Origin of the sequence: Flexivirga sp. (genome assembly GCF_051955415.1) — a bacterium.
Taxonomy (GTDB): Bacteria; Actinomycetota; Actinomycetes; order Actinomycetales; family Dermatophilaceae; genus Flexivirga.
Genome location: NZ_JBQCGS010000039.1, coordinates 1 through 15,976 on the forward strand (window position 1 = coordinate 1; position 15,976 = coordinate 15,976).

16 protein-coding genes and 1 riboswitch are annotated in these 15,976 nt (G+C 69.2%); of the genes, 5 read left to right on the forward strand and 11 right to left on the reverse strand.

What is annotated here, in order from left to right:
* The 4 genes from ACTHL4_RS06150 to ACTHL4_RS06165 form a co-directional block, all read right to left on the reverse strand.
* Nucleotides 1–255: ATP-binding cassette domain-containing protein (locus tag ACTHL4_RS06150; protein WP_440281863.1), on the reverse strand; the 255-nt coding region annotated here is incomplete at its 3' end.
* Nucleotides 252–2,279, reverse strand: a complete 2,028-nt coding sequence (locus ACTHL4_RS06155) for a dipeptide/oligopeptide/nickel ABC transporter permease/ATP-binding protein (protein WP_440281864.1) — start codon at nucleotides 2,277–2,279, stop codon at nucleotides 252–254. The genes ACTHL4_RS06150 and ACTHL4_RS06155, both read right to left, overlap by 4 nt.
* Complete coding sequence (locus tag ACTHL4_RS06160; protein WP_440281865.1) at nucleotides 2,279–3,235, reverse strand: ABC transporter permease; 957 nt, start codon at nucleotides 3,233–3,235, stop codon at nucleotides 2,279–2,281. Before ACTHL4_RS06160 ends, ACTHL4_RS06155 begins: the two co-directional genes overlap by 1 nt.
* Before the next feature lie 58 nt (nucleotides 3,236–3,293).
* A complete protein-coding gene (locus tag ACTHL4_RS06165) occupies nucleotides 3,294–4,925 on the reverse strand; it encodes an ABC transporter substrate-binding protein (protein WP_440281866.1) in 1,632 nt (543 codons plus the stop codon).
* 120 nt (nucleotides 4,926–5,045) lie between these two features.
* Between ACTHL4_RS06165 and ACTHL4_RS06170 the strand changes: the two genes are divergently transcribed.
* From ACTHL4_RS06170 to ACTHL4_RS06180, 3 genes are all read left to right on the forward strand, one after another.
* Complete coding sequence (locus ACTHL4_RS06170) at nucleotides 5,046–5,798, forward strand: FadR/GntR family transcriptional regulator (protein WP_440281867.1); 753 nt, start codon at nucleotides 5,046–5,048, stop codon at nucleotides 5,796–5,798.
* Nucleotides 5,791–6,759 carry an acetylxylan esterase gene (locus ACTHL4_RS06175; RefSeq protein WP_440281868.1) on the forward strand — a complete coding sequence of 323 codons (969 nt, stop codon included), beginning with the start codon at nucleotides 5,791–5,793 and terminating at the stop codon, nucleotides 6,757–6,759. The genes ACTHL4_RS06170 and ACTHL4_RS06175 overlap by 8 nt, the downstream gene beginning before the upstream one ends.
* Nucleotides 6,760–6,907: 148 nt before the next feature.
* The gene (locus ACTHL4_RS06180) at nucleotides 6,908–7,366 is read left to right on the forward strand and encodes an SRPBCC family protein (protein WP_440281869.1); all 459 of its coding nucleotides are present in this window, start codon (nucleotides 6,908–6,910) and stop codon (nucleotides 7,364–7,366) included.
* A 10-nt stretch (nucleotides 7,367–7,376) separates the two neighbouring features.
* Here ACTHL4_RS06180 and ACTHL4_RS06185 read toward each other — a convergent pair whose 3' ends face one another.
* Nucleotides 7,377–9,215, reverse strand: a complete 1,839-nt coding sequence (locus ACTHL4_RS06185; protein ID WP_440281870.1) for a DUF429 domain-containing protein — start codon at nucleotides 9,213–9,215, stop codon at nucleotides 7,377–7,379.
* Here ACTHL4_RS06185 and ACTHL4_RS06190 point away from each other — a divergent pair.
* Nucleotides 9,214–9,801, forward strand: a complete 588-nt coding sequence (locus ACTHL4_RS06190) for a hypothetical protein (protein WP_440281871.1) — start codon at nucleotides 9,214–9,216, stop codon at nucleotides 9,799–9,801. The two genes, ACTHL4_RS06185 and ACTHL4_RS06190, sit on opposite strands and share 2 nt — an antisense overlap.
* Here the strand turns inward: ACTHL4_RS06190 and ACTHL4_RS06195 are convergent, their stop codons facing one another.
* The 6 genes from ACTHL4_RS06195 to pdxH all read right to left on the reverse strand — a co-directional run bounded on the left by ACTHL4_RS06195 (nucleotide 9,802) and on the right by pdxH (nucleotide 14,645).
* Nucleotides 9,802–10,071: a DUF6295 family protein gene (locus ACTHL4_RS06195; protein WP_440281872.1), complete on the reverse strand. Its 270-nt coding sequence runs from the start codon at nucleotides 10,069–10,071 to the stop codon at nucleotides 9,802–9,804.
* Nucleotides 10,072–10,074: 3 nt separating this feature from the next.
* Nucleotides 10,075–10,818: a dienelactone hydrolase family protein gene (locus tag ACTHL4_RS06200; RefSeq protein ID WP_440281873.1), complete on the reverse strand. Its 744-nt coding sequence runs from the start codon at nucleotides 10,816–10,818 to the stop codon at nucleotides 10,075–10,077.
* Nucleotides 10,819–10,884: 66 nt separating this feature from the next.
* Nucleotides 10,885–11,319: a DUF6918 family protein gene (locus ACTHL4_RS06205; RefSeq protein WP_440281874.1), complete on the reverse strand. Its 435-nt coding sequence runs from the start codon at nucleotides 11,317–11,319 to the stop codon at nucleotides 10,885–10,887.
* Between the two features lie 92 nt (nucleotides 11,320–11,411).
* On the reverse strand, nucleotides 11,412–12,209 hold the full coding sequence (locus ACTHL4_RS06210; RefSeq protein WP_440281875.1) for a C40 family peptidase: 798 nt from the start codon (nucleotides 12,207–12,209) through the stop codon (nucleotides 11,412–11,414).
* A riboswitch (cyclic di-AMP (ydaO/yuaA leader) is annotated at nucleotides 12,210–12,369 on the reverse strand.
* A 221-nt stretch (nucleotides 12,370–12,590) separates the two neighbouring features.
* Nucleotides 12,591–13,280, reverse strand: a complete 690-nt coding sequence (locus tag ACTHL4_RS06215) for a metal-dependent transcriptional regulator (protein ID WP_440281876.1) — start codon at nucleotides 13,278–13,280, stop codon at nucleotides 12,591–12,593.
* A gap of 684 nt (nucleotides 13,281–13,964) precedes the next feature.
* Nucleotides 13,965–14,645, reverse strand: coding sequence for a pyridoxamine 5'-phosphate oxidase (gene pdxH / locus ACTHL4_RS06220; protein ID WP_440281877.1), 681 nt, complete (start codon nucleotides 14,643–14,645; stop codon nucleotides 13,965–13,967).
* Between the two features lie 33 nt (nucleotides 14,646–14,678).
* Here pdxH and serC point away from each other — a divergent pair, with 33 nt between their 5' ends.
* Complete coding sequence (serC, locus tag ACTHL4_RS06225) at nucleotides 14,679–15,791, forward strand: phosphoserine transaminase (RefSeq protein WP_440281878.1); 1,113 nt, start codon at nucleotides 14,679–14,681, stop codon at nucleotides 15,789–15,791.
* The last annotated feature ends 185 nt before the right edge of the window (nucleotides 15,792–15,976 follow it).

Here is a 15,976-nt window from a genome sequence, read left to right on the forward strand (position 1 = left end):
CCCGGAGGTGGGCCGCTGCAGACCGACCAGCACCCGGGCGAGTGTCGATTTGCCGCAACCGGATTCGCCGACGATGCCGACGGTCTCACCGGCGGCGATCGACAGGTCCGCGCCGGTCAGCGCGTAGACGTGTCCACTGCCGAACAGGCCGCCGCCTCGGGTGCGGTGCACCACATGCAGGTCCTTGCCCTGCAGCAGCGCGGAGCCGTCAGTGCTCGTCGGCGGGCCAGTCGGGCTGCTCGTCGGGCTGCTCATTCCACTGCCGCCTTCGCCAGATCGTGGGTGGGTTCGGTGTCGGTCACCGCGTGGTGGCAGGCCGACCGGTGGGTCCCGACACGGCCGTCGTGCTCGACCAGCCGCGGCACCTCGTCGAGGCAGACCTGGGTTGCGGCGGGGCACCGGTCGGCGAAACGACATCCCTTCGGGAAGTCGGCGGGTGCCGGCACGGTGCCGCGGATCTGGGTGAGCCGTTCGGCGCCGGCCTCGAGGGAGAGCACCGATCCGAGCAGGCCTCGGGAGTAATGGTGTTGCGGCTGCTCCACCACGTCCGCGCTGGTGCCGTCCTCGACGATCCGGCCGCCATACATGACGGCGACGCGGTCGCAGACCTCGCTGACCAGGGCCAGGTCGTGGCTCACCAGGATGAGCGCGAAGCCGCACTCGGCCCGCAGTCGCAACAGCAGCTCGATGACCTGGGCCTGGACGGTGACGTCCAGGGCGGTCGTGGGTTCGTCGGCGATGATCAGCTTGGCGTCACGCGCCAGCGCCATCGCGATGACGACCCGCTGCCGCTGTCCGCCGGACAGTTCGTGCGGGTATGACGACAGGGTCCGCTCCGGATCCAGTCCGACCAGCCCCATCAGCTCCTCGGCGGAGCGGGTGCCTCCGCGCCGAATGATCTGGCGCAGTTGGGATTTCACCGTCATGGCCGGGTTCAGCGCGGACAGCGCGTCCTGGTAGACCATCGCGATGTCCCGGCCCATCAAGGCACGCCGACGACCGGGTTTCATGCCGATCAGCTCGGCGCCGTCGAAGGTCATCGACCCGCTCACGCGGGCGCCACGCGGCAGCAGCCCCATGATCGCCAGCGAGGTCAGCGACTTGCCGCTGCCGGACTCGCCGACCAGGCCGAGCACCTCGCCGGGCCGGACCGCGAGGTCGACGCCGTCCACGATCGACACGCCACGGTGCCGCTCGGGGAAGTCGATGTGCAGGCCGCGCACCGTCAGGATCGGATCCGCGTCTGGCACCGGGCGGGCGGCCGCACGCTGCGGTGGCGCCGCCACCGCCAGCCCCGGCCGCGCCGCGGCGGGGGCGGCACGGGGGGTGACTCCGCCGGCCGACTCCTCGGCCGCCGAGGCCGCCGAGGCCGGTCCCGTCGAGACACTCGATCGAGCCGCCGGTGCCGCCCAGGCGTCCGAGATCCCCTCGGACAGCACGTTGAGGCACAGCACCGTCACCAGGATCAGCAGGCCGGGGAAGAACGTCGCCCACCAGGCGCCGGCCTGCAGGATCTGCTGGCCGTAGGCGATGACCGAACCCCAGGACGACTGCGCCGCCTGGCCGGGCAGTCCGCCGCCGATGAAGGACAACGACGCCTCGAAGATGATCGAGTCGGCGACCATCACGGTGGCGAACACCATGACCGGCGCGGCGCAGTTGCGCATCACGTGGCGGCGCAGGATGTGGAACCGCCGGGCGCCGATGACCTGCTCCGCGGCGACGTAGTCCTCGCCGTACTGCGACAGCACGTTGGCGCGCACGACGCGCGCGATCGACGGCATGAAGACGAAGCCGATGGCGAAGATCAGCACCGAGAGCCGGTCCTTGCCGTAGGCCACGACCAGCAGCGCGGCCAGCGCGATGGCCGGGAAGGCCATCACGATGTCCAGCAGTCGCATGATGATCTCGTCGACCGCCTTGCGGCTGGTGGCAGCGATGGCGCCGAGCACCGACCCGAAGACCAGCGCGAATGCCGCGGCACCGAAGCCGACTTCCAGGGAGCGCCGGGTGCCGACGACCAACCGGGAGAAGATGTCGCGTCCGGAGGCGTCCAGCCCGAACCAGTAGGAGCCGTCCGGTCCGGTGCCGACCGCGCCGAGGCCGGTCTGCGTCGGGTCGTGCGGCGTGAGCAGCCCGCCGAAGATCGCCACCACGATCAGCACACCGACGAAGCAGAGTGCGATGCGCGACGGGATCCCCAGCCGGGACAGGCTCATCGAGCGGGTGCCGGGGTTGTTCGACAGCTTGCGGGTCAGCGCCGCACGGTATCCACGCATCAGTGGCCTCCTCGCAGCCTCGGGTTGGCCACCATGTAGAGCAGGTCGACGACCAGGTTGATGACGACGAAGCAGGCTGCGATCACGAGGATCGTGCCCTGTGCCAGCGACGTGTCGTTCGTCGTGACCGCCTGCATGACCAGCGTTCCCATGCCGGGCATCTGGAAGATCGCCTCGATGATGATCGTGCCGCCCAGCAGGTAGCCGACCCGCAGGCCCAGCACGGTGAGCGGGTTGACCAGCGCATTGCGCAGGACGTTGCGCCCCACGACGATGTATGGCGGCAGGCCCGCGCCATACGCGGTGCGCACGTAGTCCTTGTCCAGCTCCTCCACCATCGAGGTGCGCACGATCCGCGCGAGTGAACACCCGACCGGCAGTGCCAGCGAGATGGCCGGCATGACCATCGCCTTCAGGAAGCCGCCGAAGTCCTCGCCCGGGTTGACGTAGCCGGCATTCGGCAGCCAGGTGTGACTGACCGCGAACTGCTGAATCAGCAGCAACGCCAACCAGAACGACGGGATCGAGATGCCCGCCATCGACACCACACGGACCGCGTGGTCCGGCCACCGGTCGCGGTAGAGCGCCGCCACGATGCCCAGCAGCATGGCCAGCACGAACGCCAGCAGCACGCCCAGCACGGTGAGTTCGAGGGTCACCGGCAACGCCTCACCGACCAGGCCGGACACCGACTTGTTCAGCGACTGGGTGGTGCCCAGGTCGCCGGTGAGCAGGTCGCCGATGAAGTGGATGAACTGCACCGGCGGTGCCTGGTCGAGCCCGTGCGCGTGGTTGTATGCCGCAATCTGCTCCTTGCTGGCACTGTCGCCCAGGGCGGAGACCGCCGAGTTGACCGGCGACAGCCGCATCACCAGGAAGACGAACAGGGCGATGCCGAACAGCAGCGGGATCAGTGTCAGTATTCGCCGGAAGATCAGGCTCAGGACGTGAGCCACGCGAACACCTCCTCGAATGGTGGCTGGTTGAAGATGGCGGGCAGCGCCCGCAGGGACGTCAGACCGGCTTGGTCTTCAGGAAGTACAGGCCCGTGGTGGCGACCGGTTCGAAGCCGGAGAGCTTCTTGTCGTCCCAGCCGGTGACCATCTTGGTGTGCACCACCGGGTAGAGCGGTGCCTCGTCGGCGATGAAGTCGATCGTCTTCATCCACATCGCCTTCTGCTTGGCCTTGTCGGACTCCTTGGCCGCCTCGTCCAGCCAGTCGGCGACCTTCTTCGCCGACGACTGCTGCCAGTGGAAGCGGTCGGTCGGCCAGGTCGCGCCGTAGTAGAACCAGCGCAGCAGCAGGTCGACGTCGACGCCGTACACGGTCGGGTCGCCGGAGGCCAACAGCACGCGGAAGTCCGGCTTGGAGATGAGCCCGTCGGGGGCCGGTGCGTAGACCGACGCCGACGGCGCGGTGTTGAGCTTCGCGGTGACACCCACCTGTTTCCAGGCGTCGATGATCAGCGGCGCGGTCGATGCGACGGCGCCGGCGTCGGTGGTGACCAGTTCGATCGACAGGTTGGACGCACCCGCCTCGGCGAGCAGCTTCTTGGCCTTTGCCGGGTCGTGGTTGTAGACGGTCGAGGCTTTCTGGAAGTCCGGGTTGCCCTCGTCCAGGTAGCTCTGGGCCGCGGTCGCGTAGCCCTGGAAGGCGGTCTTGATGATGGCGTCGGTGTCGATCGCGTAGTGCAGTGCCTGACGAACTCGCTTGTCGTCGAAGGGTTTCGCCGCACAGTTGAACATCAGGAAGATCTGGTTGAAGGCCTGCTTGGCCTCGACCTTCTTGGTCTTCTCCAGCTGCTTGACGTTGACGAAGGGCACGGCCTCGATCGCCTGGGAACGACCGCTCTGCAGGTCGGCGATCCGGGTCGCGTCCTGGGTCGTGCTGTGCCAGACCATCTTGGTGGCCTTGGCCGGGTAGCTGCCGTTGTAGTTCTTGTTGACCGAGAAGGTCAGGCCGCTGTTGGGGTCGGCGGAGTCCAGCACCCACGGGCCGGAACCGATCGGCTTGTCACCGAACGTCTTGGCCAGCGCGGCGGTCTTGGTCTTGGCCTTGGGCACGATCTTGATGACCGAGATGCGGGTCGGGAAGAGCGGGAACGGCTCCTTCAGGGTGAACTCGGCCGACGTCGCGCCGGTTGCCTTCACCGAGGAGATGAACGAGATGAACTGCGACATCAGGTTCGCCGGGTCCAGCGCCCGGGTGAAGGACCACGCGACGTCCTCGCCGGTCACCGCCGAGCCGTCGGAGAACTTCGCCCCGTCACGAAGTTCCACGGTCCACTTCAGGCCGTCGGCGCTGGCCTTGGGCTGCGCCTTGGCCAGCGCGAGGTACGGCGCGCGGCTGGCCGGGTCGAGGTCGACCAGCGCCTCGAAGATGTGCTGGTTGGCGGCTGTCGCGACCGCGCTGGAGTGGTTGGCCGGGTCGAGTGTCCCGGAGAGCTGGAAGGCCAGCGTCGCCGAGATGGTGGACGAACCGCCCTTGCCGTCACCCCCGCCGGAGGTGCCGCTGGACGGCCCGCAGGCGCTGACCGAGGCGGCGATGCCGGCAGCCGCACCGAGCACGCCGGTGAATTTCAGGAACTGACGGCGCGAGGTGCCGGTCAGTCCGGCAGGATCGAGCGGTGACTTCTTGCGGGACACGACGGCCTCCAGATGAGCGACAAACGATGAATGAGAGCGACCATACAAGACATCAGACGTCTGATGTTGGGATACGGTAATTTCGTCGAGCCGAATTTCGAGCGATCCCGAGGGGGACGTATGAGCACCATGGAGGGACGACCGCGGACCGCGCAGCTGCAGGTCGTGGAGCAGATCAAGCGCTACATCGTCGACCACCGCCTGCACGCGGGTGACCCGCTGCCCACTGAGCCGGAGTTGATGAGCGTCATCGGCGCCAGCCGGTCCAGCGTCCGCGAAGCGATCCGCACGCTCAGCGCCCTGGACATCGTCGACGTGCGCCACGGCCACGGCACCTTCGTGGGCGCCCTCTCCCTCAGCGCGATGATCGAGAGCCTCGCCTTCCGCTCGCTGCTCGGCACCACCTCCGACTACCGCGTGCTGTCCGACGTGGTCTCGGTCCGTCAGTTGATGGAGCAGGGTTTCGCCCGGTTGATCATCGACGGCCTGGACACCGACCAGCGTGGCAAGCTGGCCGATCTGGCACGGCAGATGTGCGAGCTCGCCGATCGCGGCAAGCCGTATGTCGAGCAGGATCGCGCCTTCCACCTGCTGCTGCTGCAGCCGGTCGGCAACGACCTGGTGGTGCAGCTCACCGGCGCGTTCTGGGAGGTGCAGTCGCGGGTCGGTGCGACCCTGGACGTCAGCGACCGCAGCTGGCAGCGCACCGCGCACGCGCACGTCGAGATCGTCGAGGCCGCCGCGGCGCACGACCTGGACCGGCTGCACGCCGCGATCGAGGAGCACTACGCGCCGGTCAAGGAACAGATCCAGCGACTGGCCGCGTTGGCCGCCGCAACCGATCCGCTGCCCGAGGAGCGTCCAGGTGCCTGAGTTCGATCTGCCACTCGAGCAACTGCGCGACTACCTGCCCGAGCGCCGCGAACCGCAGGACTGGCGCTCGTTCTGGGACACCACACTGGCCGAGGCGCGCGAGCACGATCTCGCGGTCCAGGTCCGCCCCGGCGCTGCATACCTGCCGAACGTCGTCACCCGTGACGTCTCCTTCGCCGGCTTCGGCGGCCACCGCATCAACGCCTGGCACATCCAGCCGACCGGCACGGTGCACGGCACCGTCGTGCAGTTCCTCGGGTATGGCGACGGACGGGGCACGCCGCTGGACTGGCTCGCCTGGCCGGCAGCGGGCTTCGCAACCCTGGTGATGGATACCCGCGGACAGGGCGCCCGCGCCCGCCGCGGAGGCAGCACCGGTGACCCGGCCGGCAGCAACTCGCCCTACGTCGAGGGCTTCCTGACCCAGGGCATCCTCGACCCGCGCGACTACTTCTACCGGCGGGTCTTCACCGACGCGGTCCGTGCCGTGGAGGCGGCGCTCACCCTCGACGGCACCGATCCGGACCGGCTCGCCGTCGCCGGCGCCAGCCAGGGCGGCGCCATCGCACTGGCCACCAGCGCGCTCGCCGGCGACCTGGTCCGTGCCTCGATCATCGGGGTGCCGTTCCTGGCCGACGTCCGCCGGGCGGTGCGCCTCACCGAGCAGCGCCCCTACTACGAACTGGTGGCGTTCCTCGGCACCCACCGTGCGCACGCCGAAACCGCCTTGCGGACAATGGATTACGTCGATGGCATCACCATGGCGGCGCACGCCACCGCACCAGCGCGGTTCTCGGTCGCGCTGATGGACACCATCTGCCCGCCATCCGGCGGCTTCGGCGCCTACAACCACTACGCCGGGCCGAAGCAGATCGAGGTCTACCCCTTCAACAACCACGAGGGCGGCGAGGCCGACGACCAGATCGCTGCCATCCGGTGGTTGCAGGACCTCTGGCGCTGAGTCGCCGCCAGCGGTGGCGAACGCGTGCATAACCGGCAACGGTCGCTGCTTGGGCGACGCAGCGGCGACCGCCGACGGTGAAGTGATCACGCTCGACACCGGCAACTGATTCCGGACGCTCCGGTCCGCCTACTGCCACGATGGGCTCATGACACCAACCCAGGAGACCAAGGTCGTTCGCGCCACCCGTGAGATCGACGCCCCCGCGGCGACCATCTTCGAGCTGATCGCCGACCCGAGTCGGCAGCCGGAGTGGGACGGCAACGACAACCTCGCCGAGTCCGCGCCCGGACAGCGGGTCCACGGCGTCGGCGACGTCTTCCGCATGACGCTGACCGGTGACGGAGTGGTGCGGGAGAACCACGTCGTGGAGTTCGAGGAGGGCCGCCGTATCGCGTGGCGGCCCTCCGAGGTGGGCGCACCGCAGCCCGGTCACCTGTGGCGGTGGGAACTGGAGCCGGTGGGCGAAGGCCGGACCAGGGTCACCCACACCTACGACTGGTCGCAGCTGCAGGACGCCAAGCGGCTGCGGCGGGCCCGTGCCACGACCTCGGACAAGTTGTCGGCATCGCTCGACAAGCTTGCTGCTGCAGTCGAGTCCGCGTGACCGTCGAAGGTCAGGAGGACTCCCCGCGCAGTTTCGCCAGCCGCGACTCCAACCTCTCCACCCGGTGTGCGTTGCCGTCCAGGGCGACATACTCCTCGCCGAAGCGGTAGAGCAGCGCGTCGTCCAACCGGCGTACCGCGCCCGGCGGAGTGCGGTACGCCATGCGTTCGTCGATGGGCGCAGCGTCGACGGTGCGCAACGTGTCGGCCAGCTGCGTCAGCGACTCGATGCCGAGCTCGTGCACCAGCCCGGCCATCCACGCGTAGTGGTCGGCGCGCGACCATGCGGCGTCGTCGTACTGACCGGCAAGGTATGCCGCCAGCTCCCGCGAGGAGATGCGATCGGCGCTCGCGCCGTTGGAGAGGGTCTCGGCGACACCCGAGCGCAGCTTGTCGCGGATCGTGGAGAACTCGCCGTCGGCGACCTCCAGCAGCCCGGCCGCCAGGGTGAACCGCCGGTCGAAGTCGGCGCGCTGTTCCGGCGGGATGCTGCCCTTGTAACGGATGTCGTGCTCGAACTCCGCCCACGCGTGCTGCAGCACGGTGCGGATCTGCACCTGCACCCGCCGGTCCCCGAGCGCCGGATGCCGGGCACGATCCTCGGCGTGGATGCGGACCTGCAGGTGCCTGCTGGCATACCCGAAGCGGCCCTCGCTGGCCGTCTCCAGCCCGAGGTCACGATCGTCGAGGACCTCCGTCTCGGCGGCGAGCAACTGCACCACGGCATCCACGTCGCCGCGCACGTAGGTGATGACACGAACGCCGATGGTGTCGCCGATGTCGCGGACCGGGTCGGCATACAACGGCACCCCGTCCACCTCCCGGCTGGCCTTCTCCGCGAACGACGCCACCGTCTTGGCCCGGCCGTCCACCGACAGGTAGTTGAGCCCGGCGTCGTCCAGCACCCCGGCGATCAACTCCACCGCAGCGGCCGCAGCCCGCTCCACCATCGGGAACTGCACGGCGTACTCACGCCGGGCGGCACCCACCACCTCCGCGCGGCTCTGCTGCGTCGGTGAGTGCCGCGACGGCCGCAGGTCGTCCGGCAACGTCGGCGTGACGATGTATCCGGTGGCGACGTCGCCGTATGTCGTCAACCGCTCGGGCGCCTGGTGAGCGAGGAGGGCGACATACGCGCAGATCACGGCATCGATCGGATCCTCCGCCGCGCGCAGCTGCGCCTTGCGGGTCGCCTGCTGCACCGTGTCGGCCAGCTGCTGCCAGTGCTCGCTGTGCCTCAGCCGGAGGGCCGGCTTCGCAGTCTCCAGCGACTCCAACAACCGAAGCAGGGTCAGCAACTCACCCTGCAACTGCTCGATCGGCCGACCCGGCTTGTTCTTGTACTTCAGGCTCTGCCCGAGCCGGAAGAGCGCCACGGTCGCCGGGTGCGGATAGACCTCGAGAGCTCGCCGCGACGCCCGCGACGCCGGATCGATGTCCAGGCCCAGCACGTGTGCGATGCGTCCGCCACGGGTGCCCTCGGCGAATGCCGGGTTGCCGGTGTTGGCCGGGTGCGCCCCCGCCTCGTATGCCGCGAAGTCGCGGCCCAGCGCCTGCTCGGCCGGCCGGCTCCCCTTGGCGTTGTTGACGATCAGCGGCGCGTCGATGCCGACCACGCACGCACCCGGCGCCGCAGCCCGGACGGCGTCGACGATCTCCTCGTCCGTGCGGACCGTGCTCGCGTGCCGCAAGGTCCCGCTGTCGTCGAGGACCGCCACCCCGGTGGGATTCTTGGTGCCCCAGGCAAGATCGAGGCCGACGAAATGCATGCCTGCAGCATGCCGCATCGACGCGCACGCCCGTGCGTGCAGCACCGATCTGCGGCGTTCCGCCTCGTACCATGTCGTCATGCCGAACAGCACCCAGGGACGCGGTGACGGCGAACGGTCCGCGAACGACGCCTTCATGGACCAGTGGGCCGATCCGGACAGCGCCGACGGTTCCGACGACTACGGGGACGGGCCGGAGGACGGCTACGACGACTACGACGAGTCCAGGCGCCCGGCGCCCGGCCTGCTGCCCGGTGCTCTGATCGGGGCCGGCATCGCAGCACTGTGCGCCGTCGGCATCTACCTGCTCGCCGGCGGCGGCAACGGACACGACGCGGGCACCGGCCAGCGGACCGTGACCTACACCGAGCAGGGCGCGACACGGACGGTCACCCAGGAGGCCACGTCCGACCCCGCGAACGACAGCACCTTCACCAGCACCTCGACCGTGACGCTGCCGCCGAAGACGACGACCGTGCAGGTCACCCGGCCCGGCACCGAGCGGACCGTCACCAGCACCGCGACGACGACCGCCACCACCACAGCCACCACCACAGCCACGACGACAGCCACGGCGACCGTCACCACCTCGGCCCCACCGGTGACCACGACCGTCACCCGGACGATCGGTCCGCCGCCCGGACCGGTGATCAGCCCGGGCGGCTGATCAACCGGCCTTCAGCTCGTCGGGTGCCGCGTCCAGCGCCTGCTGGATCGCGTCGATGAGCCGCTGCGCCGACCCCGCCGTGAGTTCCAGGGCGATGCGCCGGCCCGGCCCGGCGCTCGGATCGGTCAGGTCCACGTTGAGCGTGTGCTCGGCCATCGCGTGGACCGGGTGGTCGTAGTAGGCCGCCGCATCGTTGACCCGGAACCACTTCCCGCCCGGACCCTTGGCGCTGCCGTCCACATCCGTCGTGACGGTGATGTAGGTGCACATGTCTCAGCCCTCCAGGTGCTGGTGGAAGAAGGATTCGATGCGTTCCCAGCCGTCGTTCGCCGCGGCCACCACATAGGACGGTCGGTCAACCGCGAAGAAAGCGTGGCCGGCGTCGTCATACGAGAAGAACCTGTGCGGCTTGCCGTGCTCGGTGAGGATCCGGTCGAGTTCGGCGACCTGCTCCGGGCCGGGGAACTTGTCGTTCTTGCCGAACAGCCCCAGCAGCGGTGCCCGCAGCTGCGGCAGCAGCGGCACCAGGTTCGTGACGTCGAGCGGGTAGTCCGCACCAGGGGTGCCGGTCACGAAGGCGCCGTAACAGTCCACCGCCGCGTCCAGGTTCACCCGGCACGCCGCGAGGACTGCGTGCCGCCCGCCCGAGCAGTGGCCGATCACGCCGACCTTGCCGTTCGCGTGCGGCAATCCGCGCAGGTATGCCGCCGCCGCCTCCACGTCGCCGACCAGCTGCTCGTCCGGTATGCCGCCCGCTGCCCGCACCGCCGCGGCAGCGTCGGACGGCTCCGCTCCCGGAGCCTGCCGCGAATACAGGTTGGGACACAGGGCGTCATACCCCAACTCCGCGAAGCGGCGGACCATCTCCTTGGTCGCCCGGTCGTAACCGGGCAGATGATGGATGACCACGACACCGCCACGGCGGGTGTCGCCGTCCGGTGTCGCCAGGTAGGCCTCGATCTCGGCGCCGTCGGCGCCGGTGAGACGCACGGTCGTGGCGTGCAATGAGTCAGACATATTCATGGTCTATCAGAAGGATCTTGAGCGTCCCCGCACGACTCACGACGCGTGCTGCTGCACGACTCAAGACGCGTGCTGCTGCACGACCCTCCCGAGTCGCGGCAGGGCCTGCTCGACGTTGTCCTTGGCCTTGCCGCGCAGCCCCTTGTAAGCACGCTTCAACGGCTCCCGCTCGGTCGCCTCGGCCCGCGCGTCGGTGACCGCCAGCAGTGCATCGGCGGCCTCGTCACCACGGCCGGCGAGGTACTGCCCGAAATCGCCCGCCCCGGCGAAGTCGTCCCAGAATGGCTGGAGGGCAGAAGCGACCTCGGGCAGCATGCGATCGGTCGCATCGGCCGCGATCGTCGGACTCACCTTGCGCACGGCGGCATACCCACCCTTGATCGCGACCCCGGTGAGACCCTTCTTGTCCTTCACCTCCGCGTCGATCACCGCAACCAGATCGGCAACGACCTGCGGACGACGGTCAGCGGCGAGCAGCGTTTCGGACAATGACATGGTGCAGCCTTTCGGGGACGCGTTTGGTGCGGGAATGCACGAACCCGCCGCACCCACGAAGTGCGACGGGTTCGAACGAGTGGTGTGACAGCTCAGATGCGGCCGTAGCCGGACACACCGCTGTAGATCGGGCGGACGCCGACGGAACCACCGGGGTGGTTGGCGTCGATCATCATGCCGTTGCCGACATAGATCGCCACGTGGTAGGCGTAGCTGCCGTTGCCGAAGAAGATCAGGTCTCCCGGCTGCGGCGTGCTCACCCGGGTCGCCATCTGCATCTGCGCGGTGGCAGTGCGCGGGAGCGACTTGCCGACCTGACCGTAGACGTAGGACGTGAAGCCCGAGCAGTCGAAGCCGGCCGGGCTGGCGCCGCCGTAGACGTAGGGCGCACCGACATACCGCTCGGCGATGCCGACGATGCCACCGGTGGCGGCCGGCGGGGCCAGCGTGGTGACCGGGTTGCTCACCGGGGCGCTGACCGGGTTGCTCGCCGGCGCCGGCTGAGCCGAGCGGTCAGGGCGGGTGGCGCTGCGCGACACCGAGGCGGTGCGCGTGCGCACCACCGGCTTGGGAGCCTCATAGCGCTTGGCGGCGACCGGGGCAGCGAGCTGCGCCTGCGCCGGCACGGCGCTCAGCTGCGACTCGGCCTTGGTGGCCTGCAGCGGGTTGGCCAACGCCTGAGCGCGGGAAGCCTGGGCGGCGAAATCGACCGAGCTGGAGCCGGTGATCGACGCGACACCGGTCGTGGCAGACGCGGCCTGCGGTGCGGCGATCGAAGCGACCAGACCACCGGCGACCGCGACGGTGGCCGACACGCGAGCGGTGGAGTTGAAAGTCGTCGTCAGCTTGCCCGGGGCGCGGTGACGACCGCGCGGACCAAGAATGGACACAGAACACCTCTCCGTCGCCTACGAGGTGAGCTGTCGGGCTCGGGCTGGAGATACCCGGCTCCGGTGCGGCAGCCCCGTGGTGCTGCACCGAAACTTCGCCCCGAGGGCGGCTTGCGCCACCCGGAATGGGTCCCCCGCTCCTGCCTGGCGGAAATTCGTTGCACCCGATCAGCTGGCAGGACTCGGCGTTGCCTCACGGGAACCCGCCGAGTGGCGGGCCGGGGAAAACGGTACACAACCCCGGACGGAAAGTCACAGTGAGGTCACGAACTGGTCAAAGAAAGTTCTGGTGGGCTGCGAGGATCGTTGCAAGGACGCCGAATCAGCCCATGGCGTCAGTCAGTCCCCGGGTGTCAGCCGGGGTCAGTCAGCCGGGGTCAGTCAGTCGGCGTCGACGAAGACGTGCATGGCGACGTCGCGGGGCAGCGACACGGCGTCACCGCCCTCGGCGCGCACCAGGACCCGATCACCCTCGAGGCGCACCTCGACCTTGGCGTCCGGGGTGATGCCGCCCGCGGTGAGCACGCTCAAGGCATCCTGGTCGGCCTGGGCCGGCTCACCGACGCGGCGGACCACGAAGCTGGCCGGCTGCTCGGTGCCGACCTCCGTCATCGGGCGCACGCCGTCGCGGAACTGCACACGCGTGCCCTCCTCACCCAGCTCCTCCAGGCCCGGGATGGGGTTGCCGTAGGGCGAGATGTGTCGTTCGCGGAGCATCGCCAGGATCTTGCGCTCGACCCGCTCGCTCATGACGTGCTCCCACCGGCAGGCCTCGTCGTGCGCGTATTCGAGCTCCACACCGATGACGTCGACCAGCAGCCGCTCGGCGAGCCGATGCTTGCGCATCACCCGGGTGGCGAGCGTCCGGCCGTGCTCGGTGAGCTCCAGATGCCGGTCACCGGCCAGCGTCAGCAGCCCGTCGCGCTCCATGCGGGCCACCGTCTGGGACACGGTGGGACCCGAGTGCCCCAGACGCTCCGCGATGCGCGCGCGCAGCGGCACGATGCCTTCTTCCTCCAGGTCGAAGATCGTGCGGAGATACATCTCGGTGGTGTCGATCAGCTCGCTCACGGCACAAGCCTGCCACTACGGGCCGACAGGTGCACGCCAGCCTCCCGCCACGCCCCCGTCGCGGGATCGCCGCCGCTGCCCACAACCCGTCACGAAGAAATTTCGGTCGACTTTTCGCTCAATAAGTTCGGGAATCCTTCCCGCTCACGCTACGTTCTTCTTCTTGGAAGCCGTGGGGCTCCTCCCCCCTGACCCGCGGCCTCCCGAACCGTTCGTTTTCACGGGCGGGGTGAGCACACCGCAAGGTGCAGCTCGGACGGCTGGCGCACCTCCCCTGGGCGCCAGCCGTTCTTGCTCTCGGCGTCGGTCCCGGCCGGGCTCGGCCCGCCGGCCGAAGGGCGGAGCCAGGACAGCCGACTAAATCTGTTGCTTCCCACCCGGCCCTCGTCCTAGCGTGGGAGCACACGAGAAAGGAGGTGGTCCAAGAGTGATTTCTCAAAGGACGCGTGAGGTGGTTGCGCGCTAGCGCAACCTTCGTATTCGTCGCCGGCCACCTCCGGTGTGCCGACGGAACGGACGTTCGGTAGCTACTCCAACGCAGCCACCGCGGCCCGTGGGCGCGCGATCTCGTCCATCGCGCTTGCCGGTTCCACCGGCAGCCCACGGGCTGTCCCGTGTCTTCTTGCTCGACTCCTCACCCGCCGGCGTCCGCTTCTCGTGCAGTTGACTGGTCTTGCCCGTCGTCTAGGGCTGACGGCGCTCGATTTCCCAACTGTTCGCGTCGGCGAGGTCGCCATCGCCGGTGCGCACGAAGACGAGCCGGTCGTGCAGTCGGCTGCTGCGGCCGGCCCAGAACTCCACCTCGTCGCAGCGCACGACATACCCGCCCCAGAAGTCGGGCAGCGGGACGTCCTCCGGGCTGCCGGTGTCCGGCCACTTCTGTTCGTATGACGCCACGGCCGCCTCGAGCTGGGCGCGGCCGGCGGCCGGCCGCGACTGCTCCGAGGCCCACGCGCCGATGCGCGATCCGTACGGCCGGCTGCGAAAATAGTGCGTCGATCGCTCGACCGACATCTTCTCGGCAACACCGACGAAGCGGATGGCCCGGAACATCGGCGGCCAGGTCAACGCCGCGGCGATCTTCGGATCAGCTTGCAGGTCAAGGCCTTTGCGGCTGGTGTAATTGGTGTAGAAGCCCGGACCGTCAGCGCCGAGGTAGCGCATCAGCACGGTGCGCACGTGCGGCTGACCCTCGGCGTCGACGGTGGCGACCGAGATCGCATCGGGTTCGGGCACATCGCCCTTCGCTTCCTGCCGGTCCGCGGCGTCCTGGACCCATTGCTCGATGAGCGGCAGCGGCGCCGCCGGCAGGTCGTGCTCGTCCAGGCCCTCGCCCGCGTAGTCCCAACGCTTGATCGGCTGCATGAGCACGACGCTACCGCTGGCAGAATCGGGCACGTGACCGACCAGCTCGTCATCCCAGATTCGTTGAAACCCGCGGACGGCCGTTTCGGCTCCGGGCCGAGCAAAGTGCGCACCGAACAACTCGACGCGCTGCTCGCGCTGGGCCGCACCGTGCTCGGCACGTCGCACCGGCAGGCACCGGTCAAGAGTCTGGTCGCCCGCGTCCGGTCCGGGCTCGCGGAGCTGTTCGACGCCCCCGACGGCTACGAGATCGTGCTCGGCATGGGCGGCACCAATGCCTTCTGGGACGCAGCATCGTTCGGGCTGATCCACGACCGCGGAGCCTTCGCCGTGTGCGGCGAGTTCAGTGCCAAGTTCGCGACCGTCGCGCGCAACGCGCCGTTCCTCGCCGACCCGATCGTCGCGGAGGTCGAGCCCGGCACCGCGGTGGAGTTGTGCAGCACGCACGGCGTCGACACCTACTGCTGGACCCACAACGAAACCTCCACCGGCGTCAGGACCCCGGTCCGGCGGGTGCCGGGCTCGGCCGGTGAGCTGATGCTCGTCGACGCGACCTCCGCCGCCGGCGCGATCCCGGTCGATCTCGCCGAGACCGACGTCTACTACTTCGCGCCGCAGAAGGCGTTCGCCTCCGACGGCGGCCTGTGGTTCGCCGCCATGTCTCCTGCCGCACTCGAGCGGATCGCGAGGCTCAGTGAGCAGCGCTGGACGCCGGCCACCTTGGATCTGCAGCTGTGCGTGACGAATTCACGACTGGAGCAGACCTACAACACACCGGCCGTCACCACCATCGCGTTGATGGCCGCGCAGATCGACTGGCTGCTGGCGAGCGGTGGCCTGGACTGGGCCGCCGGTCGCAGTGCCGCGTCGAGCGCGACTCTCTACGCATGGGCGGAGCGCACGACATACACCTCGCCGTTCGTCGCCGACCCGGCCGACCGCTCCCCCGTCGTTGGCACCATCGACTTCGACGGCGTCGACGCGGCAGCGATCGCGAAAGTGTTGCGCGCCAACGGCATCCTGGACACCGAGCCCTACCGCAAACTGGGCCGCAACCAGCTGCGCATCGGCATGTACCCCGCCGTCGACCCGGCCGACGTCGCGGCGCTCACCGCCTGCATCGACCACGTCGTGGCGCACCTCTGATCCTGCTGGCGTCCGCACGGCCGGCTGCAAGATCCTGGCTGCGCGACGCCGTTCGAGGGAGCGCGGCGGATGCGCAACTTCGGCGAGTGCGACGATGGTGGCCGTGACTATCGCGGATCTCAACCTCACTCGTGACGACTGCGCCACGCGCGGTCGGCAACTCGCCGTCGAGACCCACCGGGTCG